This window comes from Roseomonas indoligenes (assembly GCF_017813365.1).
Taxonomy (GTDB): Bacteria; Pseudomonadota; Alphaproteobacteria; order Acetobacterales; family Acetobacteraceae; genus Roseomonas; species Roseomonas indoligenes.
On record NZ_JAGIZA010000005.1, the window covers coordinates 146471 to 168832 of the forward strand.

Annotated in this window: 25 protein-coding genes; 17 read left to right on the forward strand and 8 right to left on the reverse strand. The window is 70.6% G+C overall.

Annotated elements, in window-relative coordinates; all coding sequences use genetic code 11:
- Positions 1-34 precede the first annotated feature (34 nt).
- Positions 35-658 (forward strand): ParA family partition ATPase, encoded by a 624-nt coding sequence (parA, locus tag J5Y10_RS10325; protein WP_209373269.1) that lies wholly within the window; start codon positions 35-37, stop codon positions 656-658.
- 54 nt (positions 659-712) lie between these two features.
- Positions 713-1396, forward strand: a complete 684-nt coding sequence (locus tag J5Y10_RS10330) for a hypothetical protein (RefSeq protein ID WP_209373272.1) — start codon at positions 713-715, stop codon at positions 1394-1396.
- Between the two features lie 19 nt (positions 1397-1415).
- On the opposite strand, the gene J5Y10_RS10335 is transcribed toward J5Y10_RS10330, so the two are convergent.
- Positions 1416-2312 (reverse strand): DMT family transporter, encoded by an 897-nt coding sequence (locus J5Y10_RS10335; RefSeq protein ID WP_209373274.1) that lies wholly within the window; start codon positions 2310-2312, stop codon positions 1416-1418.
- Between the two features lie 138 nt (positions 2313-2450).
- On the opposite strand from J5Y10_RS10335, the gene J5Y10_RS10340 reads away from it, so the two are divergent.
- Genes J5Y10_RS10340 through pncA form a run of 5 tightly spaced genes read left to right on the forward strand, consistent with a single transcriptional unit; the run spans position 2451 to position 6706 of the window.
- Positions 2451-3149 carry an NUDIX domain-containing protein gene (locus tag J5Y10_RS10340; protein ID WP_209373277.1) on the forward strand — a complete coding sequence of 233 codons (699 nt, stop codon included), beginning with the start codon at positions 2451-2453 and terminating at the stop codon, positions 3147-3149.
- Positions 3149-3877: an alanyl-tRNA editing protein gene (locus J5Y10_RS10345; RefSeq protein WP_245214528.1), complete on the forward strand. Its 729-nt coding sequence runs from the start codon at positions 3149-3151 to the stop codon at positions 3875-3877. Before J5Y10_RS10340 ends, J5Y10_RS10345 begins: the two co-directional genes overlap by 1 nt.
- Entirely contained in the window at positions 3874-4758 is an 885-nt protein-coding gene (locus J5Y10_RS10350) for a sulfurtransferase (protein ID WP_209373281.1), read from the forward strand. The genes J5Y10_RS10345 and J5Y10_RS10350 overlap by 4 nt, the downstream gene beginning before the upstream one ends.
- A complete protein-coding gene (gene metC, locus J5Y10_RS10355) occupies positions 4758-5951 on the forward strand; it encodes a cystathionine beta-lyase (protein ID WP_209373283.1) in 1194 nt (397 codons plus the stop codon). Before J5Y10_RS10350 ends, metC begins: the two co-directional genes overlap by 1 nt.
- 56 nt (positions 5952-6007) lie before the next feature.
- Positions 6008-6706 (forward strand): bifunctional nicotinamidase/pyrazinamidase, encoded by a 699-nt coding sequence (pncA, locus tag J5Y10_RS10360; RefSeq protein WP_209373285.1) that lies wholly within the window; start codon positions 6008-6010, stop codon positions 6704-6706.
- A 12-nt stretch (positions 6707-6718) separates the two neighbouring features.
- Here pncA and J5Y10_RS10365 read toward each other — a convergent pair whose 3' ends face one another.
- The 4 genes from J5Y10_RS10365 to J5Y10_RS10380 form a co-directional block, all read right to left on the reverse strand.
- Positions 6719-8050, reverse strand: coding sequence for an NTP/NDP exchange transporter (locus tag J5Y10_RS10365; RefSeq protein WP_209373287.1), 1332 nt, complete (start codon positions 8048-8050; stop codon positions 6719-6721).
- Positions 8034-8972: an aldo/keto reductase gene (locus J5Y10_RS10370; RefSeq protein ID WP_209373289.1), complete on the reverse strand. Its 939-nt coding sequence runs from the start codon at positions 8970-8972 to the stop codon at positions 8034-8036. Before J5Y10_RS10370 ends, J5Y10_RS10365 begins: the two co-directional genes overlap by 17 nt.
- A gap of 166 nt (positions 8973-9138) precedes the next feature.
- Positions 9139-9507: a hypothetical protein gene (locus J5Y10_RS10375; RefSeq protein WP_209373291.1), complete on the reverse strand. Its 369-nt coding sequence runs from the start codon at positions 9505-9507 to the stop codon at positions 9139-9141.
- A 114-nt stretch (positions 9508-9621) separates the two neighbouring features.
- Positions 9622-10107: a Fur family transcriptional regulator gene (locus J5Y10_RS10380; RefSeq protein ID WP_209373293.1), complete on the reverse strand. Its 486-nt coding sequence runs from the start codon at positions 10105-10107 to the stop codon at positions 9622-9624.
- Positions 10108-10161: 54 nt separating this feature from the next.
- Here J5Y10_RS10380 and hisI point away from each other — a divergent pair, with 54 nt between their 5' ends.
- From hisI to lpxB, 3 genes are read left to right on the forward strand one after another with little or no spacing between them, the layout of a single operon-like run.
- On the forward strand, positions 10162-10638 hold the full coding sequence (gene hisI, locus J5Y10_RS10385; RefSeq protein WP_209373295.1) for a phosphoribosyl-AMP cyclohydrolase: 477 nt from the start codon (positions 10162-10164) through the stop codon (positions 10636-10638).
- A 52-nt stretch (positions 10639-10690) separates the two neighbouring features.
- Complete coding sequence (locus J5Y10_RS10390; RefSeq protein WP_209373297.1) at positions 10691-11365, forward strand: GOLPH3/VPS74 family protein; 675 nt, start codon at positions 10691-10693, stop codon at positions 11363-11365.
- A gap of 40 nt (positions 11366-11405) precedes the next feature.
- Entirely contained in the window at positions 11406-12569 is a 1164-nt protein-coding gene (gene lpxB / locus J5Y10_RS10395; protein WP_209373299.1) for a lipid-A-disaccharide synthase, read from the forward strand.
- A gap of 50 nt (positions 12570-12619) precedes the next feature.
- Here the strand turns inward: lpxB and J5Y10_RS10400 are convergent, their stop codons facing one another.
- The 3 genes from J5Y10_RS10400 to J5Y10_RS10410 all read right to left on the reverse strand — a co-directional run bounded on the left by J5Y10_RS10400 (position 12620) and on the right by J5Y10_RS10410 (position 16487).
- Positions 12620-13639, reverse strand: a complete 1020-nt coding sequence (locus tag J5Y10_RS10400) for a YsnF/AvaK domain-containing protein (protein ID WP_209373301.1) — start codon at positions 13637-13639, stop codon at positions 12620-12622.
- A gap of 72 nt (positions 13640-13711) precedes the next feature.
- Entirely contained in the window at positions 13712-14113 is a 402-nt protein-coding gene (locus J5Y10_RS10405) for a DUF2382 domain-containing protein (protein WP_209373303.1), read from the reverse strand.
- A gap of 70 nt (positions 14114-14183) precedes the next feature.
- Complete coding sequence (locus tag J5Y10_RS10410; RefSeq protein WP_209373305.1) at positions 14184-16487, reverse strand: bifunctional salicylyl-CoA 5-hydroxylase/oxidoreductase; 2304 nt, start codon at positions 16485-16487, stop codon at positions 14184-14186.
- 105 nt (positions 16488-16592) lie between these two features.
- Between J5Y10_RS10410 and J5Y10_RS10415 the strand changes: the two genes are divergently transcribed.
- From J5Y10_RS10415 to J5Y10_RS10445, 7 genes are read left to right on the forward strand one after another with little or no spacing between them, the layout of a single operon-like run.
- On the forward strand, positions 16593-17345 hold the full coding sequence (locus J5Y10_RS10415; RefSeq protein ID WP_209373307.1) for an SDR family NAD(P)-dependent oxidoreductase: 753 nt from the start codon (positions 16593-16595) through the stop codon (positions 17343-17345).
- A complete protein-coding gene (locus J5Y10_RS10420; protein WP_342452890.1) occupies positions 17342-17842 on the forward strand; it encodes a MarR family winged helix-turn-helix transcriptional regulator in 501 nt (166 codons plus the stop codon). Before J5Y10_RS10415 ends, J5Y10_RS10420 begins: the two co-directional genes overlap by 4 nt.
- Positions 17839-18648: an enoyl-CoA hydratase family protein gene (locus J5Y10_RS10425; RefSeq protein WP_209373309.1), complete on the forward strand. Its 810-nt coding sequence runs from the start codon at positions 17839-17841 to the stop codon at positions 18646-18648. Before J5Y10_RS10420 ends, J5Y10_RS10425 begins: the two co-directional genes overlap by 4 nt.
- Entirely contained in the window at positions 18648-19826 is a 1179-nt protein-coding gene (locus tag J5Y10_RS10430; protein ID WP_209373311.1) for an acyl-CoA dehydrogenase family protein, read from the forward strand. Before J5Y10_RS10425 ends, J5Y10_RS10430 begins: the two co-directional genes overlap by 1 nt.
- Positions 19823-21469 carry an AMP-binding protein gene (locus tag J5Y10_RS10435; RefSeq protein ID WP_209373313.1) on the forward strand — a complete coding sequence of 549 codons (1647 nt, stop codon included), beginning with the start codon at positions 19823-19825 and terminating at the stop codon, positions 21467-21469. The genes J5Y10_RS10430 and J5Y10_RS10435 overlap by 4 nt, the downstream gene beginning before the upstream one ends.
- Positions 21466-21951 carry an acyl-CoA thioesterase gene (locus tag J5Y10_RS10440; protein WP_209373315.1) on the forward strand — a complete coding sequence of 162 codons (486 nt, stop codon included), beginning with the start codon at positions 21466-21468 and terminating at the stop codon, positions 21949-21951. Before J5Y10_RS10435 ends, J5Y10_RS10440 begins: the two co-directional genes overlap by 4 nt.
- Positions 21948-22349 carry a RidA family protein gene (locus tag J5Y10_RS10445; protein ID WP_209373317.1) on the forward strand — a complete coding sequence of 134 codons (402 nt, stop codon included), beginning with the start codon at positions 21948-21950 and terminating at the stop codon, positions 22347-22349. Before J5Y10_RS10440 ends, J5Y10_RS10445 begins: the two co-directional genes overlap by 4 nt.
- Positions 22350-22362 lie beyond the last annotated feature (13 nt).

A 22362-nucleotide genomic window follows, 5' to 3' on the forward strand; every position in this document is an offset into this window, starting at 1 on the left:
CTAGGGTGATGCCGGAATCGGCAAGGGTCGGATCATGGCCTTCGTGGTGGCAGTGGCACAGCGCAAAGGCGGGGCAGGCAAGTCCACCGTCGCCGCCAACCTGGCGGTGGCCCTGGTGGAAGCCGGCGCCCGGGTCGCCCTGGCCGACACGGACCCGCAGGCCACCCTCACCCGCTGGCACGGGCTCCGCCCCAAGGACGCCGCGCCCCTGGCCTTCGAGAGCCCCTCCGGCTGGCGCGTGCCCCAGGCCGTCACCCGGCTGGGGAAGGAGGCGGACTTTGTCGTCCTGGACACCCCGCCCCATGCGGATACGGACAGCCGCGTCGCCATGCGCGCCGCGAACCTCGTCCTTATCCCCCTGCAGCCCTCCATGCCCGATGTCTGGGCCATGGAGGCCACGCTGGAAGTGGCCGCGGCGGAAGGCCGGGCCGTGGCCCTCATGCTCAACCGCGTGCCGGCCCAGGGCCGGGCGGCGCAGGACGTGGCGGCCGCCCTGGTCGGACGGAAGCTGCCCCTCCTCCCCTCGCCTTTCGGCAACCGCACCGCCTTCGCCGCCGCCTTTGCGGAAGGGCTGGGCGTGGTGGAATCCGCGCCCCGCGGCCAGGCCGCCGTCGAGGCGCGCGCGCTGGCGGAGGCGATCCAGCGAGAAGCTTCGTAGGGAACTTCCTCCTCCGGCGGCGTTGAGGAGGCGACCACCTCCGGAGGACGGGTCTTGCGGAACATCGACCTGACCTCCTGGCAGGGCCTGCTCGGCACGCTGCTCGGCCTGGCGCTCGTGACCCTGATCGGCGTCGGCATCCGCCTGCTGGTGATGTCCACGATCCAGCAGCGGCGGGAGCGGATGAACCGCCAGATCAACGAGCGGCTGCGGACTCTGATCGCTGCCTACAAGACCCTCGGCGGCTCCTTTACCGGCGACCTGGCCGTCGATCCCCGCCATCGGCGCGACCTGCGCGGGGACGGGGAAGCGGCCCCGGCGATCGATCTGGAGGCCGCGGGCTCGGACCGCGCCCGACGGATCCGGGACGCGGTGGAGGCCGCCCTGTCGGACATCATCCTCCTCGGCACGGATCAGCACGTCCGCCTTGCCGAGCGCGCCGCGCGCGAGCTGGTGGCCGGCAAGCCCGTCCACACGCATGAGCTGGTCGTGGCGCTCCGCGACTTCATCCGGGAGGCCCTGGACCTCGATCCCATCCCGGCGAGCCTTCAGATTCCCAGGCAGGGCCCGGCCCGTCCCTCCGCTGCGGGCGGCCGCGAAAAGGGCGAGGGCCGCGGCGAGGGCAGGTCCGGGGGCGGCGGGGGCGGGATGGGCGGCGGCATGGCGATGGGCGGGGGTCTGGGCCTGGGCGGCGCGATCGGCCTTGGCGGTGCCGACGAGCCACCTCACCACCCCTGATTAGTAGGCTGCCCGCCAGTCAGCCCTTGCCGCCCAGCTCCATGCGCCAGATCGCCAGCCCTGCCCCGACGAGCAGCGCGAACCCCGCAAGGTCCCACCCGTCCGGCACCTCGCCCCACAGGACGACGCCGAGTGCCGTCGTCCAGAGGATGGCGGAATATTCGAAGGGCGCGAGCAGCGTGGTCTCCGCTGCGCGATAGGCCGCCGTCATGAAGAGCTGGGCCACCACGGAGAGCAGCCCCACCACCACCAGCAATCCCCATTGCCTGGGCGTGGGTGCCACCCAGCCCGGAAGGGCGAGCACCCCCGACACCAATGCGGCACCGATCGCGAACCAGAGCACGATCGTGATCCCCGGCTCCCCGGTCTCCCCCATCAGGCGGATCGAGACCATGGCATAGGCCCAGCCCAGCGCCGCCGCGAGCACCGCCGCCACCGCGCCGGGATGCAGCCCGCCCCCGCCGCCCGGCTGCACCATCAGGAGCACGCCGAGAAACCCGACCAGGATGACCGCCACGCGGCCCGCCCCCACCCTTTCCCGCAGCAGCAGGACGGAGAGCAGGATGAGGAAGAGCGGCATGGTAAAGTTCAGCGCCGTCACCGTGGCGAGCGGCAGGTGCACGTAGCCGTAGAAGGAGCCGAACATCCCCAACAGCCCGCCCGCCAGCCGCTCCAGGTGGCGGCGCGGATGGCGGGTGCGGAAGGCCCTCCGCAGCCCGCCCGGCGCCGTCCAGTGCGCCAGCGCGAGCAGGAAGGGCAGGGTCAGAGCGTTGCGGAAGAAGACCGTCTCCGCCAGCGGGATGCCGCCCTGCAGCGCCTTCACCGCCGCCGCCGCCAGGGCGAAGAACCCGGCCGAGCCCGTGACGCAGAGGATCGCCCGCAGCCGCACGGCGCGTGCCGAGGGGGCGGGGGTCATCGGACGTTCTTCCAGGACGGGCCTCCAAAGGGCCGTCGCGCGGCCGCAGGGCTCTCTTCACGTCCCCTGGCGCGGGGGGCAAGCCCCGGGGCGGGGGTGATTACGCCCGCTGCCGATCCGCTGTAGCCTCCGCGCCGCATGACCGCCCGCAAGACCGAGAGTGACGGCCCGGCCGCCCCCGACCGGCCCGCCGAACGCCCCCCTGAGCGGCCGAAGACGGCCCCGCCCGTACCGCCCCACCCGCTCTATCACCCGGAATCGGACGAGGTGGTCTGGAACGGGCGCTTCCCGCTGCAGCGCGTGCGCTTCCGCTACCGGCGGCGGGACGGCACCCTCTCCGGCCCCCTCACCTGGGAACTGGCCCGGCGCGGCGAGGCCACGATGATCCTCCCCTGGGATCCGGTGACGGACCGCATCGCCCTCATCGAGCAGTTCCGCCTCCCCGCCCTCGCCGCCGGCGAGGAGCCGCGAATGGTGGAGCTTCCCGCCGGCCTGGTGGAGCCGGGCGAGAGCGTGCCGGACACCGCGCGGCGCGAACTGGAGGAGGAGGCCGGCCTTTCCCCCACCCGGCTGGAGCCGATGGGCACCTTCATGCTCCACCAGGGCTATGCGGATGAGCGGGTTCACTTCCACCTCGCCTGCGTCTCGCTGGAGAAGGGCCCCGCCGGCACGCGCGGCCTGGCCAGCGAGGAGGAGGAGACGGCGGTGCAGGTGGTGGACGCCGCCGAAGCCTTCGCCATGGTGGCGGAGAACCGCATCCGGAACGCCCCCACCGCCCTGGCGCTTCTCTGGCTCCAGGTGAACCACGCGCGGCTGCGCGACGAATGGACCCGCTGATGCCGACACAGCCCCTGTTCCGGGAAGATGCCTACGCCGCGGAGAACCCGGCCACCGTGCTGGAATCCTCCGAGGCCGGGGTGATCCTCGACTCCAGCGTCTTCTACCCCCGTGCCGGTGGCCAGCCCGGCGACACCGGCACCGTGGTCTGGGACGGCGGCGAGATGGCTGTGGCCGACACGGTGAAAGGCCCGGACGGCTCCGCGCTGCACGTGCCCGCCCCCGGCGCCACGGTCCCGCCCGCGGGCACCAGGGTCGCGGCGCGGCTGGACTGGAACCGCCGCCACCGGCACATGCGGATGCACACCACGCTGCACCTCCTCTGCGCGGCGATGCCCGGCATCTACGCCACCGGCAACCAGATCGGCGCCGAGAAGTCCCGCCTGGACTTCGACCTGCCCGAGCCGCCGACGAAGGAATGGGTGACGGAGCGGCTGAATGAGTTGATCGCGGGCGACCACCCGATCGGCGAGCGCTGGATCACGGAGGCGGAGCTGGACGCCAATCCCGGCCTCGTCCGCACCCTCTCCGTCCAGCCCCCGCGCGGCGCCGGCCAGATCCGGCTGGTGCGGATCGGCGCGGAGGACGCCCCCGTCGATCTCCAGCCCTGCGGCGGCACCCATGTCCGCCGCACCGGAGAGATCGGCCGGGTGGAGGTGACGAAGATGGAAAGCAAGGGCAAGCAGAACCGGCGCATCCACATCGTGCTGGTGGAGGAAGACAAGTGACGACCGAAGCGAAGAACACCCTGGTTTCCACGGAATGGCTGGCCGGCGAGCTCGGCAAGCCCGATCTCGTGGTGCTGGACTGCTCCCTGGTCCTGCCCGGCGAGCCCGGCGACAAGAAGGCCGCCTTCGCCGAGGCGCACATCCCCGGCGCGCGGCTCTTCGACATCGACGTCTTCGCCGACCCCGACAGCACGCTGCCGCATATGGTTCCCACCCCCGCGCGCTTCGCGAAGCTGGCGGGTGACCTTGGCATCTCGAATGAGAGCCGCGTCGTCTTCTACGACGGGGCGCACGGGCTGCGCTCCGCCGCGCGCGGCTGGTGGCTGATGCGGCTGATGGGGCATGAGAAGGCCTTCGTCCTCGATGGCGGCCTGCCCAAGTGGAAGCGGGAGAGCCGCCCGACCGAGTCCGGCGAGGCCGCCCCTGCCCCGGCCGCCACCTTCGTCCCGGACTTCCGCGCCGACCGCCTGCGCGGCATCGGCGACATCAAGCGCATCGTCCGCCAGGGTTCCGGCGAGGCGCTGATCATCGACGCCCGCGCCGCCGCCCGCTTCCAGGGCACCGCGCCGGAGCCGCGCCCCGGCCTCGTCGCCGGGCATATCCCCGGCGCCGCCAACATTCCCTTCACCGAGCTTCTGGCGGAGGACGGCACGATGCTGCCGCCGGACCAGCTCCTCGCCCGCTTCGAGAAGGCCGGGGTGGAGCGGGAGCAGCCCGTGATCCTCTCCTGCGGCTCCGGCGTCACCGCGACGGTCCTGGCCCTCGGCCTCGTTCAGGCCGGGCTTCCGGAGGGCTCCGTCTATGATGGGTCCTGGACGGAGTGGGGGCTTCGGCCGGAGACGCCGAAGGTGACGCCCGACGCCGCGAAGGGAACCGCCTGATGGCCGATCCGAAGGACCAGAACCTCGGCTTCGCCACCCGCATGTCCCATCACGGGCGCGCGGGGGCGAAGGCGCACGGCTTCGTCAACCCGCCCGTCCATCGCGGCTCCACCGTGCTGTTCCCGGACTGCGAATCCCGCAAGTCCGCGGCGGCGCAGCGCTACGAGCAGGTCCTGACCTACGGCACCGCCGGCGGCCCCACGCACCACATGCTGGAGGATATGGTCGCCGAGATCGAGGGCGGCACCCGCGCGCTGATCGTCGGCACCGGCCTCGCGGCCTGCATGGTCCCGCTCCTCGCCTATCTGAAGGCCGGCGACCACTGCCTGGTGCCGGACAGCGTCTACGGCCCGGTCCGCAACCTCGCGGATGGGCTGATGGCCGGCTTCGGGATCGAGACCACCTACTACGACCCGACCGTGGACGAGGCGGGGATGGCCGCGCTGATCCGCCCGAACACGAAGGTCGTCTATACGGAGAGCCCGGGCAGCCACACCTTCGAGCTGCAAGACATCCCGGCCATCGCCCGCGCCGCCCATGCGGCCGGCGCGAAGGTGCTGATGGACAACACCTGGGGCTTCCACACCTTCCAGCCCTTCCAGCACGGCGTGGATGTCTCCATCCAGGCCCTGACCAAGTATGCCGGCGGCCATTCCGACGTGCTGCTCGGCAGCGTGACGGTGAACAACCCTGAGGACTGGCACATCGTGAAGGGCGCCGCGAGCCAGCTCGGCCAGTTCGCCAGCCCGGATGATTGCTGGCTCTGCCTCCGCGGCCTTCGCACCCTTCCCGTGCGGCTGCGCCAGCAGGCGGAGAACGGGCTAACGGTTGCGCGCTGGCTGGAGACGCGGCCCGAGGTGCTGCGCCTGCTGCACCCCGCCCTGCCCTCCCACCCTCAGCACGCCCTCTTCACGCGCGACTTCAGCGGCGCCTGCTCGCTCTTCGGCATGGTGCTGCAGCCCCGCTACACGGAGGCGGATGCGGAAAGGGTGGTGGATGCGCTCCGGCTCTTCGGCATCGGCGCCTCCTGGGGCGGCTATGAGAGCCTGGCCCTGCCCACCGCGCCTTCCATCTCCCGCACGGCGAAGGACCCCAATCTCGGCGGCCCGGCCATCCGCATCCATATCGGGCTGGAGGAGCCGGAGGACCTGATCGCCGACCTCGCCCAGGCGCTGGACCGCCTGCCGCGCTGATCCGGCACGCCGCGTGCTTGCCACGTGGCGTGCACCGGATCGAGTGGAAGCCCTCCATGGCCCTGAGGCGCCGTTCCCTGTTCGCGGCCCTGGCCGGGCTTCCCTTGCTGACCACGAAGGGACACGCGATCACCCCCGGTGCCGATTCCGCCCTGATCGTGGTGGACGTGCAGAACTGCTTCACCCCCGGCGGCTCGCTGGCGGTGAAGGACGGGGACGCCGTGGTGCCCGTCATCAACGCCCTTTCCCGGCACTTCGCCAACGTGGTGCTGACGCAGGACTGGCACACGCCGGACCACGTCTCCTTCGCCTCCCAGCACCAGGGGCAGCAGCCCTTCGGCACGGTCAGCCTGCCGTATGGCACCCAGGTGCTCTGGCCCGACCACTGCGTCATGGGAACGGAGGGCGCAGCGCTGCACCCGGCCCTCTCCATCCCGCACGCGCAGCTGGTGATCCGCAAGGGTTATCACCGCGGCGTGGACTCCTACTCAGCCTTCCTGGAGGCCGACCGGACCACGAGGACAGGGCTGGACGGCTACCTGAACAGCCGCGGCATCCGGAAGCTCTATGTCGCCGGACTCGCCACCGATTTCTGCGTGGCCTGGACGGCGCTGGACGCGCGCCGCCTCGGTTTCGAAGCGACCGTGATCGAGGACGCCTGCCGCGCCATCGACCTCAATGGCAGCCTGGACAAGGCCTGGGCGGAGATGGCGGCCGCCGGCGTCGGCCGCATCCGTTCCCAGTCGATCGGATAGCCGCCGGCCGCCTCATCCGTGCTCCGGGACGATGGCGGGCGGAAGAGCGGCACGCCGTTCCTGCTGCCGGCCCAGCCAGTAGGCGACGACAAGCCAGACGACCGAGATCGGCACCGCCCAGACCGCCACGCCGGACATGCCGAGGCCCGACCAGGTGAGGAGGGAGGCGGTCCAGATGCCCAGCTGATCCCCCGTGCGATAGACCACCGTGTCGATGAAGTTCTTCGACTTGTATTTGTCCTCCCGAGGAAGCGAGGTGAACAGCACCTCCCGCGTCGGCCGGGCCAGGGCGAAGTTGCTGACCCGGCGCGAGACCTGGGCCGCCACGAGCACGGCAACGGAGGGCACCGCCGCCAGCGCCCCGAAGCCGATCACGCTGAAGAGCGGCAGCACCGAGAGGGTCAGGGCCACGCCCATGAAGGCGATCGCCCGGCCCGTGAGGAAGACCTGCGCCACGAGCGTCAGCACGTTCACGATGAGGTCGATGTTCGCGAAGAACTCGGTCCGCGCCGCACGGCTCGGATAGGCGGCCGCCGCGATGGCCTGCTGCGAGTAGAGGAAGGTGGAGGTCACGGAGTAGAGCAGGATGAAGACCGCGATCCCCAGCAGGTAGGGCGAGCGGAGGGTGTGCGTGAGCCCCGCGAAGATGCCGCCGGGGATCCGTTCCTCGCCCGGGGATCCGTCCGCGGCCCGGCGTGCCGTGCCGAAGCGTGACAGCCGATGCACGGCCAGCACGCTCACCTCTATGAGGAGCACCGAGACGAGCAGCAGCCAGTTCTGTCCGATGAGGCCGACGAGAAGGGAGGTGACGCTCGCGCCGGCGATGCCGCCGACCGTCGCGCCCGTCGCCAGGAAGCCGAAGAGGCGCTTGCCTTGCTCCGTGCCGAAGAAGTCCACGACGAAGGACCAGAACACCGATACGACGAACAGGTTGAAGACCGAGATCCAGATAAAGAAGGCCCGCCCGATCCAGATATGCTGATCGGGCGTCGCGACCTGCAGCAGAACGAAGAAGACCAGCAGGTTCGCCATGAAGAAGCGGTAGGAGATGGCGATGAACCGTTCCCGCGACATCCGCCGCATGAGGCTGGAGTAGAGCGGGTTGGCGAGCAGCATCGCGAGGAGCGTGCCGGTGAAGAGCCAGCCGAGATTTGCCGTTCCGCCCGCCACGCCAAGCTCATCGCGGATGGGGCGCAGCACGGAATAGGCCAGGAACAGCGCGAAGACGTAGAGCCAGGACCAGGCCAGCGCGCCCGCCTCCTCCGGCCGCAGGTCGATGATCCGCCTGAGGCCCCGGTAGACGATCCCGTCCCCTCCGGCCCCGCTGTCAGAGGGCATCGACATACTGCTCCATCCGGCGCCGCATCGCCGCATCCGGCATCCGCCCCTGGGCCGCGCGCAAGTTGTCGTCCACGTAGCGGGCCTGGGCCATGCCCGGCACGGCGCAGGTCACGCCCTCATGGCTGACGAGGTACTTCAACATGAACTGCGCCCAGGTCGTCACGTCGATCTCCGCCGCCCATTCCGGCAGCGGCTTACCCTGCGTCGCGCGGAACACGCTGCCGCGGCCGAAGGGAAGGTTGATGAACACCGCCATCCCCCGCTCCTTCGCCAGCGGGATGATCCGCTCGGCGGCGTTGCGGTTGTCCAGGGCGTAGTCGATCTGGATGGCGTCCAGCGTCTCCCGGCGCATCATGGCCTCGAAGGCCTCGTACTGCCGGTCGAAGCTCGTGGTGGCGCCGAGGTAGCGGATCCAGCCCGCCTGCTTCAGCTCCCGCAGGTAGGCCAGCTCATTGGTGATGTCGCGCAGGTTGTGAACGGCCAGCAGGTCGATCCGGTCGGTCCTCAGCGCCTTGAAGGAGGCATCGATCTGGGCCCGCCCCTGCTCGATGTTGTCCACCCCGACCTTGGTGCAGACAAAGAGGGAGGGCCGGATCTTCAGGTCGTCCATCAGCCCCCCCATGATCGCCTCGGCCTGGCCGTAGGAAGGGGCGGTGTCCACCACCGTCCCGCCCAGCTCGTGGAAGCGGCGGAAGGTGTCGCGCAGCGGCGAGACGTCCTCGCCCGGCTTCACCTCCTCATAGCGGCGGGCGGAGCCGAGCCCGATCACCGGAATCATCTCGCCGGAGGATGGAATGGGCTTGCGGATCAGCGCGCCCGCCACGGTGGGCTGCGCCCCCGCCTCCTGTGGCAGCGCCAAGGCGGCGATGCCGGCCCCCAGGCCGGTTCCGGCCAGGGAAAGGAAGGTGCGGCGGGTCGCGTGCATGGCGTCGTTTCCCCAGAAAGGGCCCCGCTTGCCGCGGAATGCGGCGCGGGACGGCGTCGTAGCCTCTTCGATGGGGATTGTTGCGCGAATGGGAAGCCGCAGGAATGGCCTTCGAGAGTCCTGCCGCGATCCGGGATTGGCGCCCCGCGCGCGGGGCGCCCGCCTCTTACTCCGTCACGGCACGGGTGCTGTTTGCCTGGCGGTCCCAGAACAGCGTCACGCGGGAGATCCTGCAGAGGTCCAGGCCGCGCCACTCGGCCTGGTCGCCGTCATTGTAGACGACCTTGAGATCCCAGTTGCAGGTGTTCGCGCCGCGGTTGAACTGGATGTCGACGGAGCCGCCATCGGCCAGGGCGTCCTGCCCCATCACGTCGCTGCCCCAGGAGTTGGAGCTGACGGGGCTGAGGTGAACCTCGTCGATCTGGGCGCCCGTGCGGTTCACGAGGCTGAAGTCGAGCTGGGTCTGCGCCTGCACGGCGGCAGGAACCCCGAGCGCCAGAGCAAGCCCGAGCGTGGGGAGGATGCGACAGTTCATAAGCGTCTCCGATATGTCCGGCGCGTTTCGGCCGGGTGGAGACGGTAACAATCCGCACGATTCCGTGATATTTGCGAAGAGGTGAATTCGGCGACACCTCGTCTTGCACCTGGATCAATCCGACGCCGCGCAAGCCCCGCAGGTGCCTTCCACCTCTACCGTGGTCCGTGCCGGGCTGAAGCCCGCGGCAAGCGCCGCGGCCGCCACGGCCGCCACCACCGAATCGTCGGACAGTTCCGCAGTGCGCCCGCAACTCCGGCAGATCAGGAACTGGTGCGGGTGCTCCTCGCCTCCTGAATGCGCGGATTCGGTGCAGGAGATGAAGGCGTTCAGACGCTCGATCCGGTGGATCAGCCCCTGGGCCATCAGGAAGTCCAGGGCCCGATAGACGGTGGGCGGCGCCGCGCCCGGCCGCTCGGCGCGCAACCGGTCCAGCAGCGCATAGGCACCCACGGGCTGTGGCGCCTCGAGCACCATCTCCAGCACGCGCCGCCGCAGCGGGGTCAGCTGGGCACCGCGGCGCAGGCAGGCCGCTTCCGCCTCGCGTAGGGCGCCGGCGGGGTCCGAAGGGGCATGATGGTGGTGGTCGCCGTGGGGCATCCGGTCCTCGGGCGCGCGCGGGCTTTCCGCGCGGGCCCGCCCTATATAGGCGCCATGACCACGCCGCCAAACCGCGCGCCCGGTGCATCACCGTTGCGCCCCGCCGGACTTCCCGCCTGGAACCCACCCTCCCCCGAGGCTCGGTCACGCTTCCAGGCCGCGCTGAAGCCCGATTCGAACGGCCTCGTCGCCGCCATCGCCCAGGCCCACGGCACCGGTGAGGTGCTCATGCTCGCCTGGATGAACGCGGAGGCGGTAGAGGAGACGCTGCGGACGGGCCGGGTCACCTATTACAGCCGGTCCCGCAAGGGGCTGTGGCGAAAGGGCGAGACCTCCGGCCAGGTGCAGCACCTGATCGACCTCCGCCTGGACTGCGATGGGGACGCGCTGCTCGCCACCGTCCACCAGGACGGCGTGGCCTGCCACACCGGCCGCCGCTCCTGCTTCTCCTGGGGGCTGGCCGAGGAGGAGGTCCGCCCGCTGGAACCCGTTCTGGCCGATCCCGCCGCGCTCTACGGCAGCGCCGGTTGACGATCCCGGGTGGCGGGGGCTTCCTTCCGCCACCCGACGGGAAGGAAGGCCGATGCCGCTCACTATGCCGGAGGAGCTGATCCTCCTGATGCTCGACGACCGGAGCGGCCGCCTGCATGAGATGGCAGGCCCAGCCTCAGGGTACGCGGTCGCCGGCGCCATCCTGGCGGAGCTCGCCTTGCGGAACCGGATCGACACGGACCCGCAGCGCCTCTTCGTGGCCGACCCTACCCCCACGGGCGATTCGCTTCTCGACCCCGTCCTCTCCCGGATCGCCGCGGATGCGGGCCCGGGCGCGGAGGAGGCGGACATGCCCCATAACAGCCGCTACTGGATCGAGACGCTCGGCCGCGAGGCGGAAACCTATCGGGACCAGATTTTCGCCCGGCTGGTCGCCCACGGCATCCTCCGACAGGAGCAGGGGCGCTTCCTCTGGATCTTCCCGGAGCGCCGCTACCCCATGATCTCCGACAAGGAGGAGCGTGAGGTGAAGGCCCGCCTGACCGGCGTGATCTTCAACGACGACATCCCCGAGCCGCGCGATTCCCTCCTCATCGGCCTCTGCCGTGCCGCCGGGTTGCTGCCGCTGATCCTCTCGGAGGAGTCGCTGGAGCAGGCTGAGCCGCGGATCCAGCAGGTGGCGAACATGGAGGAACTGAGCCGCTCGCTCGGGAATGCCGTGCGCGACATCTTCATCGAGATGGCCCGCTACACGCCGATCATGTAGGGGCTCGCGCCGCCGCGCCGGGCCGCCTATGCATCCGGCCATGCCGGAGACCCCGCCTCCCCTCCTCTACCTCGTCGCCGGGGAAGCCTCCGGCGACGTGCTCGGCGCCCGCCTGATCGCGGCGCTCCGGCAGATGCGGCCGGAACTCGCTTTCGCCGGCGTCGGCGGGGCCCGCATGGCCGAGGAGGGGATTGAGAGCCTTTTCCCCATGCGGGAACTGGCCCTGATGGGGCTGCTGGAGGTCTTGCCCAACCTCCGCAGCCTCGCCCGCCGCATGAATGAGACGGTCGCGGACATCACCGCCCGCCGCCCGGCCGCTCTGGTGACGATCGACAGCCCCGGCTTCGCCCTTCGGCTCGCGAAGCGCGTGAAGCCGCTGGGCATCCCCGTCATCCATTACGTCGCGCCGCAGGTCTGGGCCTGGCGCCAGGGGCGGGTGAAGGAGATGGCGCACCGGCTGGACCGCATCCTCGCCCTGCTCCCCTTCGAGCCGCCCTTCTTCGAGCGCGCAGGCATCCCCGTGACCTTCGTCGGCCACCCCGTGCTGGAAAGCGGCGCGGACCGGGGTGAGGCCGCCCGCTTCCGCGCCGCCCATGGGCTGCGGCCGGAGGAGCGGGTCATTCTCGTCATGCCCGGCAGCCGCCGCACGGAGATCCGCCGCCTGTTGCCAGTCTTCGGCGAGGCGCTGCGCCAGCTCTCCGCCCGCGTCCCCGGGCTGCGCCCCGTGGTGCCCCTCGCCGGTCCGGTCGAGGAGGCCGTGCGCGAGGCTGCAAGAGGCTGGTCCCCCGGTCCGATCCTGATCCGTGACGTGGCGGAGAAGCACGATGCCTATGCTGCCGCATCGGTCGGCCTCATCAAATCCGGCACCTCATCCCTGGAGGTGGCGCTGGCGGGGGTGCCGATGGTGGTGGGCTACAAGGTGAACCCCATCACCGCCGCCATTGCGCGGCGCCTGGTCAAGGTGCGCTTTGCCAGCATCGTCAACCTGCTGGCGGACACCGCCGTCATCCCCGAATACATCCAGCAGGATTGCCGCCCCGACGCGCTGGCCGCCGGGCTCGAAGCCCTGCTCGCCGACGGTCCCGAGGCCTTGGCCCAGCGGGAGGGCTTTCGGCGCGTGATGCACCAGCTCGCCCCTGCCGAGGGTGGCAGCCCCAGCGAGGCCGCCGCCCGCGCCGTACTGGGCGCCACGGGGCTGGGATAGAGAAGGGGCCGTGGCTTCGGCCACGGCCCCTGCCCCATTTCGGTAACTCTTCAGACGCCGGGCGTACGGCCCGTGCCGGTGGTCGTCGTGCCGGCGGCAGTGGTGCCGGCCTTGCGGTCGTCCTCCACCTCCACCTCGGTGTGACGCACGGTGTCGGAGATGTTCTGCGTGCGCTCCTCCACCTGCTTGCGGATGACCAGTTCCTCCTTCACCCGCGCCTCCTTGGAGACCACGGCCTCCTCGGAATGCTCCACGGCCTCGATGGTCCGCTCACGGAAGGCGTCGTCGGCGGCGGAGAGCGGCAGATCCACCGGGCGGCGCTCCACCTGCACGTGCTCGTCGCGCAGCGTCACGGACTCATTCACCGGCGTCTCGACGATGTAGGACCGCACACGGACTCGGCCGCTGTTCATCTCGCGCTTGGCGACGCGGAGCTGCTCCTCCACGACGGGGATGCGCTCCTCCCGCGTGCCGTTCGCACCCATCGCGCCCATGCCAGCGGCGTCCGTGCCCATCGCGGTGCTGCCCATCCCAGCGGCGCCTGCGCCCATCGCGGTGCTGCTCGTGCCCACGCCACCGGCCGTCGTTCCGCCGGCCACCGGCAGCGGCGTGCCAGCCACGGCCGGGGTGGAGGTGCCGCCCATCGTGGCGGCGCCCACGGCGGCGGAGGTGTTCATCGGCACGCCGGTTCCGGCGGAGTCGTCGGCCTCATAGCCGTTCCAGCCGGAGGCGCGCCACTCGGCCTCGCGGGCGTCCAGGTCCACCGCGCCGTGCTGCTCAAAGATATCGAGGGCGTGGTCGACCAGCGCGTCATCCAGCTCGGCGGTCACCACGTAGCCGCCGCGGCGGATGCCTTCAGAATAGGCGTAACGATCCTCGTCGGGGATGAAGAGATCGCGGAGCGAGGCCCAGAAGCCGCGATCCTCTGCCGCCCCTGCCCCCGTAGCCGTGGTGGCCGCCCCGTGGACAGAAATCTTGCCGGGGTTCACGCCGTCATGCTGGCGCAGGTGCTCGACGACGGCGTCGGCCTCGGCGCGCGTGTCGAAAAGACCGGTGATCGTACGGGTCATGCGTGCTCTCCTGTCGTGACGTGATGGGTGGACAGGGGCTGAAAAGCCGCCCCTGCCTTCCGAATTGCGGACTCAGGATTCCGCGGAGTCCGCCGCGGGCGGGACGCGCTCCACAACGGCGCGCTGCACGCGCCGCGTGGCGGGATGCTCGACAGTCCGCTCCGCATTGCTGAGCCGGAGATGAATCTCCTCCCGCAGGACAAGGCGCTTCTCGACGACGAGGACCTCCTCGACGACGGGAATGATGAGGACATCTCCCTCCTGGCGAACCTTCGGGACTTCGGTCACCGTCCGTCCCACAGGCCGGCGCTCCACCTCGGCCTCGCGCGTCAGTAGCGTCTCGCGCAACACCTCCTCCACCGTCTCGGTGGAGAGGGAGACACGGACACGCCCTGTTTCCACGGCGCGCTTCTCGATCCGGAGCACTTCCTCGACGAGGGGAAGCACGGTCTCGGCACCCGCCTCGTCCGGCATGTCATCCTCATCATGGACCCGCCCAACAAACGGCCGAGTCGCGGCGGGGTTGCCGGAGGAGCGGGCGCCTTTACCTGGCGTGGCGCTTCGGCCGGGCCTTGCGGCGCAGTTCCATCAGGTCCGCTTCCTCCCGCGCCGCGTTGCGGAGAAGCGCCTCCTGACCCCAGCGATACTGCGGGGGGCAGAAGGTCCGCACGCCGTATCGGGCTGCCGCCTCCATGGTGAAGGCGGGGTCCACCAGATGCGGCCGCGCCAGAGCCACAAGGTCCGCGCGCCCGGCCGCCAGGATGGTGTTCACCTGGTCCGCGCTGGTGATGCTGCCGACCGCGACGGTGGCCACCTTCGCCTCGTTCCGGATCATGTCGGAGTAGGGCACCTGGAACATGCGCCCGTACTGCGGCGCGCTGCGCGCGACCGTCTGGCCGGTGGAGACGTCCAGCAGGTCGCAGCCATCCTCCGCGAAGGCCCGGGCGATCGCCACCGTGTCCTCATCCGTCGTGCCGCCTTCCGCCCAATCCGTGGCGGAGACGCGCACGCTCATCGGCCGGTCCGCCGGCCACACCGCCCGGATGGCCCGGTACACCTCCAGCGGGTAGCGCAGCCGGTTCTCCAGGCTGCCGCCATACTCGTCCGTGCGGCGGTTCGTCAGCGGGGAGAGGAAGCTGGCCATCAGGTAGCCGTGGGCGCAGTGGAACTCGAGCATGTCGAAGCCCGCTCGCGCGCCGCGCTTGGCCGCCGCCACGAAGTCGTCCCGTACCTTGTCCATCTCCGCGCGGGTGATCTCGCGCGGCACCTGGCTGTTCGGGAAGTAGGGCAGCGCGCTGGCGGAGACGATGGGCCAAGCCCCCTCCTCCAGCGGCTGGTCCATCCCCTCCCACATCAGCTTGGACGCACCCTTCTGCCCGGCATGGCCGAGCTGCAGGGCCACCTTCCCCGCACCATGCGCGTGGCAGAAGTCCACGATCCGCTTCCAGGCTGCTTCCTGCTCGTCGTTCCAGATCCCCGCGCAGCCCGGCGTGATCCGCGCCTCCGGCGAGACGCAGGTCATCTCCGTGAAGATCAGCCCCGCCCCGCCGGTGGCGCGGGCGCCGTAATGCATGAGGTGCCAGTCATCCGGCATGCCGTCCTTTGCCGAGTACTGGCACATGGCGGAAACGACCACGCGGTTGGGCACGGTCATGTCGCGCAACTTGAACGGCTGGAACATCGGTGGCGCGCCGGCGGCCGGCGAAAGCCCCTCCGCACGCACCTCCTCCTCGAACAACTCGCGCGACTCCTCCACGAACTCCGGCGCGCGCAGCGCGAGGTTGTCCCAGGTGATCGCCTTGGCGCGCGTCATCACGCCGAAGGCGAAGCGCGTGGCGGGCATGTGCCAGAACCGATCCACGTGCTCAAACCACACCAGCGAGACATCCGCCGCGTGCTGGATTTTCTCAACGTCCACGCGCCGCCCGGTCTCGAAGCGCCGCAGCGCCTCCTCCACCGTGCCGCCCTTCATGAAGGCGCCATGCAGCGCGATGGCGTCCTCCATGGCGAGCTTCGTGCCGGAGCCGATGGAGAAGTGCGCCGTCGCCTTGGCATCCCCCAGCAGCACCACGTTCCCCTTGGACCAGCGCTTGCAGCGCATCATCGGGAACTGCCGCCACATGGAACGGTTGGTGATCAGGCGATGGCCCTGCAGTTCCTCCGCGAAGACCTCCTCCAGGAAGGCCGCGCTCTCCGCCTCGCTCTTCCCTTCCAGTCCGGCCCGCTCGAAGGTCTCCGGGTCCGCCTCCAGCACCCAGGTGCTCGCCCCCGCCTCGTACTGGTAGCAATGGGCGATGAAGATGCCTTCCGGCCTCTCCTTGAAGAAGAAGGTGAAGGCGTCGAAGGGCCGGGTGCTGCCCATCCAGGTGAAGCGGTTCGGGCGCAGGTCCACCGAGGGCTCGAAATGGACGGGGTCGCTGTTCCGCACGGCGCTGTTGATGCCGTCCGCCGCCACAATCAGGTCCGCATCGGGGAAGTCGGCTGGCGTCACGTCGCGCTGGAACTCCAGCTCTACCCCCAGCTCCCGCGCGCGCTGTTGCAGCAGCAGGAGAAGAGTGCGGCGGGAGCAGCCGCAGAACCCGTTGCCGCCGATCCGGTGGACCTCGCCCTTGGCGTGGATCTCGATATCGTCCCAGTAGGCAAACGCATCGCGGATCGCCTCGTAGGAAGGGCGGTCGGCCCGCTCGAAGGTGTCCAGGGTCTGGTCGCTGAAGACCACGCCGAAGCCGAAGGTGTCGTCGGCCCGGTTGCGCTCCACCACCGTGACCCGCGCCTCCGGCCGGTCCCGCTTCATCAGGATCGCGAAGTAGAGGCCGGCCGGCCCGCCGCCGATGACTGCTATCCGCATGGGGAGCCTCCTGGATGACCGAACCGGAAATAGTTTAGGCTTCAAGCAAAGGCGCTTTCAACACGCTTGCGGGCCGCCCGGAAAACATTTTAGGCTTCAAGCATCATGGATGGTATCGCCGGTCGGCACGCAATGGTCACGGGGGGCGGCACGGGCATCGGCCTGGAGATCGCGGCTGCCCTGACGGCCGCCGGTGCCCGCGTCACCGTCCTTGGCCGGCGCGAAGGCCCGCTTCAGGCCGCCACGGCCGCCGGGAAGGCCGCAGGCTTCGAGGTGGCGGACGTGACGGCCGAAGGCGCCGTAGCGGCTGCCATCGCCCGCGCCGGCACCCCCGCCATCCTCGTCAACGCCGCCGGCGCCGCCGAGAGCGCCCCCTTCCTGAGGACCGACGACGCGCTCTGGGACCGTATGCTGCGGGTCAACCTGCTCGGCGCCGTCTCCGCCACGCGGGCGGCCCTGCCGGGGATGCTGGCCGGGGGCTGGGGCCGGGTGGTGAACATCGCTTCCACCGCTGCGATGCGGGGATATCCCTACGTCTCGGCCTATGTCGCCTCCAAGCACGCCGTGCTCGGCCTCACCCGAGCCCTGGCGCTGGAGGTGGCGGCCAAGGGCATCACGGTGAACGCCGTCTGCCCCGGCTTCACCGAGACCGACATCGTCGCCGAGAGCGTCGCGCGGATCGTCTCGAAGACCGGCCGAAGTGAGGCGGAGGCCCGCGCCGAGCTGGCGAAGCACAACCCCCAGGGCCGCCTGGTGCAGCCGGAGGAGGTGGCCGCCGCCGTCCTCTTCCTGTGCAGCGATGGCGCCAGCGCCGTGAACGGCCGCGCCCTGGCCGTGGACGGGGGCGAAGTGCCGTGAGCCTTCACATCGACGCCGAGACGGCGCTGGCGGACGCCCCCGCCGGCCACAAGGACGACCTCCGCCTCTGGCTCCGCATGCTCTCCTGCGCGCGGCTGATCGAGGCCGAGATCCGGCGCCGTCTGCGCGCGAACTTCGACACCACCCTCCCCCGCTTCGACTTCCTCGCCCAGCTGGAGCGCGCCGAGGACGGGCTGACCCCTGGCGAGATCAGCCGCCGCATGATGGTCACGGGCGGCAACGTCACCGGCCTTGCCGCCCGGCTGGAGGAGGAGGGGCTCATCGAACGCCGCGTGGTGGAGCAGGACCGCCGCGCCGTCACGCTCCGCCTCACCCCCCAGGGCCGCCGCGACTTCGCCCGACAGACCCAGGCGCATGAGGACTGGGTAGCCGAGCTTCTCGGCGGCCTTTCCGCCACGGACCGCGCCGCCCTGCTGCGCCTGCTGGACCGTACCCGCCGCGGCGTGCGCGCCGCAATCACGGAGGCAGGCGCATGAGCCTGAAGGACTTCAACGCCCAGCACGTACGCCTGAGGGTGGAGGGCAAGGTCGCCTCCATCCTGCTGGACCGGCCGGAGCGGAAGAACCCGCTGACCTTCGAATCCTACGCCGAGCTCGTTCGCCTTTTCCGGGAAGCGGTGCAGGACGACACGATCGGCGCCTTCGTCATCTCCGGCGCGGGCGGCAATTTCTGCTCCGGCGGCGACGTGCACGAGATCATCGGCCCGCTGCTGGACCGCGACACCAAGGGCCTGATGCAGTTCACGGCCATGACGGGCGATCTCGTGAAGGCCATGCGCGCCTGCCCGCAGCCCATCCTCTCTGCCGTGGATGGCATCGCGGCCGGGGCCGGCGCCATTATCGCCATGGCCTCCGACATCCGCCTCGCTACTCCGCGCGCAAAGGTCGCCTTCCTCTTCAACAGGGTCGGCCTCGCGGGCTGCGACATGGGCGCCTGCGCCATCCTGCCCCGCATCATCGGCCAGGGCCGTGCCTCGGAACTCCTTTACACCGGCCGTTCCATGAGCGCGCAGGAGGGCCTGGACTGGGGCTTCTTCTCCCGCGCCGTCGAGCCGGAGGCGCTGATGGAAACCGCACAGGACCTGGCGCGGCAGATCACGGAAGGTCCTGGCTTCGCCAACGCCATGACGAAGCGGATGCTCGCCATGGAATGGTCGATGTCGGTGGAGCAGGCGATTGAGGCCGAGGCCGTCGCCCAGGCCCTCTGCATGACGACGAAGGACTTCCGCCGCGCCTACGAGGCCTTTGCCGCGAAGCGCCGCCCGGTCTTCGAGGGCGACTGATGCCCGACCGCGACTTCCTCTCCTGGCCCTTCCTCGAACCCCGCCACCGGGAATGGGCGGCGGAGGTGGAAGCCTGGGCCGCCGCCCATGCCGAACGCCTCTCCGAAGGAGAGACCGACGAGGCCTGCCGCAACCTCGCCCGCTCCATGGGAGAGGCCGGGCTACTCCGCATGGCCGCGCCGGAGAGCGGAAGGCTCGATGTCCGCGCCCTCTGCATCGCGCGGGAAACCCTGGCCCGCTATTCCGGCCTCGCCGACTTCGCCTTCGCCATGCAGGGCCTGGGCACCGGTTCCATCACCCTCTTCGGCAGCGACGAACTGAAGGCCCGCTACCTTCCCGCCGCGCGCGCCGGAACCGCCCTGGCCGCCTTCGCCCTCAGTGAGCCCGAGGCGGGGTCCGACGTGGCGGCGTTGGCCACCACGGCCCTGCGCGACGGTGACGGCTGGATCATCGACGGCAGCAAGACCTGGATCAGCAATGGTGGCATCGCCGCCACCTACCTCGTCTTCGCCCGCACTGGCGAAGCGCCGGGAGCCAAGGGCCTCACCGCCTTCCTCGTCCCGGCCGACACCCCCGGCCTGACGATCGCGGAGCGCATCGAGGTTTCCGCCCCCCACCCCCTCGCGACGCTGCGCTTCGAGGGCATGCGCGTGCCGGACAGCCACCGGCTCGGCGCGCCGGGCGATGGCTTCAAGGTCGCGATGGCCACGCTGGACGTGTTCCGCGCCACCGTAGGCGCGGCTGCCCTCGGCTTCGCCCGTCACGCCCTGGACCTCACCGTGCAGCGCGCCAGCGACCGCCAGCTTTTCGGCGGTCCGCTTTTCGACCAGCAGATGACCCAGGCCGCCATCGCCGAGAGCGCGGTGGACGTAGAGACCTCCGCCCTCCTCGTCTACCGCGCCGCCTGGCTGAAGGATGCCGGCACGCCCCGCGTCTCGCGGGAGGCGTCGATGGCCAAGCTCCACGCAACGGAGGCCGCGCAGCGCGTGGCCGACCGCTGCGTGCAAATGTACGGGGGGCACGGCGTCGTCCACGACCACCCCGCAGAAAAACTCTACCGGGAGGTTCGCGCGCTGCGCGTCTACGAGGGCGCCAGCGAAGTGCAGCGGATCATCATCGCGCGCGCCGAGCGCGACATCGCCCGCGCCGAGCGCGCGCGGTCCGAGGGGGCTGTATGAAGCAGAACGTCTGGTCCGGCTCCACGCCGGATTTCGCGCCCAGCGCGCATACCGACACCTTCCCGCGCGAGAACCTGCCCGCGCGCGAGCTCTGGCCCGAACTCGCCTTCGACATGGAGGATTACAGGTACCCGCAGCGCCTGAACTGCGCCGTGGAGTTCCTGGACCGCAACGTGGCGAATGGCCGCGGCGGCCACACCGCCCTCATCTCCCCCGAGGAGACGCTCACCTACGCGCAGTTGCTGGACCGGGTGAACCGCATCTGCAACGTGCTGACGGGGGAGCTGGGCATGGTGCCGGGCAACCGCGTCCTGCTCCGCAGCGCCAACAACAACTGGATGGTCGCCACCTACCTTGCCGTGCTGAAGGCGGGCGGCGTGGTCGTGGCCACCATGCCTCTCCTCCGCGCGAAGGAGCTGGGCCAGATGATGGAGAAGGCGCGGATCACCCACGCCCTCTGCGACGTCAAGCTGCGCGACGAGATGGAGAAGGCCGCCGCCGAGGCGAACCACCTCCGCCACCTCGCCTATTGGGGCAACGGCGATCTCGAGGCCCGCTGCGACGCCGTCTCCCCGGACTTCACGGCCTGCGACACGGCCGCGGACGATGTCTGCCTTATCAGCTTCACCTCCGGCACCACCGGCCTGCCGAAGGGGACGATGCACTTCCACCGGGACATGCTGATCATCTGCGACGGCTACGCCCGCCACGTCCTGCGCGCGGAGCCCTCGGACCGCTTCATCGGCTCCGCTCCCCTCGCCTTCACCTTCGGCCTGGGCGGCCTCGTCCTCTTCCCCTTCCGCATCGGCGCCACGGGCATCGTGCTGGAGAAGGCGGGGCCGGACGAGCTGCTGCCCGCCATCGAGAAGTACCGCGCCACCATCTGCTTCACCGCCCCCACCGCCTACCGCGTGATGGCGCAGAAGGTGGATGGGTTCGACATCTCCTCCCTCCGCAAATGCGTCTCCGCCGGCGAAACCCTGCCCAAGGCCATTTTCGACGCCTGGGAGAAGGCCACCGGCCTGCGCCTGATGGACGGCATCGGCGGGACGGAGATGCTGCACATCTACCTCGCCGCGCCGGAGGAGACGCTGCGGCCCGGCTACACCGGCCTTCCCGTTCCGGGCTACCAGGCCAAGGTCGTGGACAACGATGGCAACGAGGTGCCGCGCGGCACGGTGGGCTGGCTTGCCGTGCGCGGCCCCATCGGCTGCCGCTACCTCGATGACCCCCGGCAGACCGATTACGTCCGCCAGGGCTGGAACATCCCCGGCGACGTCTACGTGCAGGAGGAGGACGGGTTCTTCCGCTACCAGGGCCGCGGCGACGACATGATCATCGCCGCCGGCTACAATATCGCCGGGCCCGAGGTGGAGGGCGCCCTGCTTACCCATCCCGCCGTGCGGGAATGCGGCGTGGTGGCCGCGCCGGACGGCAAGGGCGGGCAGATCGTAAAGGCCTATGTCGCGCTGAAGTCCGATTACCTGCCGGGTGAGGCGCTGGTGAAGGCCCTGCAGGAGCACGTGAAGGCCGAGATCGCGCCCTTCAAGGCCCCGCGCGCCGTCGAGTTCCTGGAGGCGATGCCCCGCACGGAGTCCGGCAAGCTCCAGCGCTTCGCGCTCCGCCGCATGGCCGCGGGATGAGCCGCCCGGCGCCGATCCCGGCCTCCTCCCTACCTGCCGCCGCCTTCCGCGCCCCCTTCCGCATCCGGTTCGGCGACTGCGACCCGGCCGGCATCCTCTTCTTCCCCAACTGGTTCGCCATGGCGAACGCGGCGGTGGAGGACCTGTTCCGCCTCCGCCTGGGGATCGACTTCCACCAGATGCACGCGGCGCGCGGCATCGGCACCGGCTTCGTCCACGCCGCCGGGACTTTCATGCGCCCGGGCACGATGGGGGACGAGGTTCTCATGACGCCGCTCCTGCGGCGTGTCGGCAACGCTTCCTACGCCCTCGACATGCACATCCACCGCGGGGAAGAGGAGCTGGCGCGGCTGGACCTCGTCACCGCCACGACCCAACTCGCCACCCGCACCAGCACCCCGGTGCCGCCCGATCTGCGCGCCGCCCTGCTGCGCTACCAGGACGAATGCGGCAACGCGGCAGGCCAGGAGATCCCGGCATGAGCGGACCGCTCCAGAACCTCCAGCCCCCTGGCTGGCCCGCCCCGAAGGGCTACTCCAACGGCATGGCCGGCCACGGGAAGGTTGTCCTCGTCGGCGGCCAGGTCGGCTGGGACGAGGCGGGCCGCTTCGCAGAAGGTTTTGTCGCCCAGACCGAGAGGGCGCTCCGCAACATCCTGGCCGTGCTGAAGGAGGCAGGCGCCGGCCCGGAGCATATTGGCCGCCTCACCTGGTACGTGGTGGACATGGAGGAGTACCGGGGCTGCCTGCCCGACCTCGGCCGTGCCTACCGCGCCGTGATGGGCCGCAACTTCCCTGCCATGGCGCTGGTGCAGGTGGTGGCCCTGGCCGAGCCCGAGGCCCGGGTGGAGATCGAGGCCACCGCCATCCTCCCGGGCTGAAACGCTTCGGGAC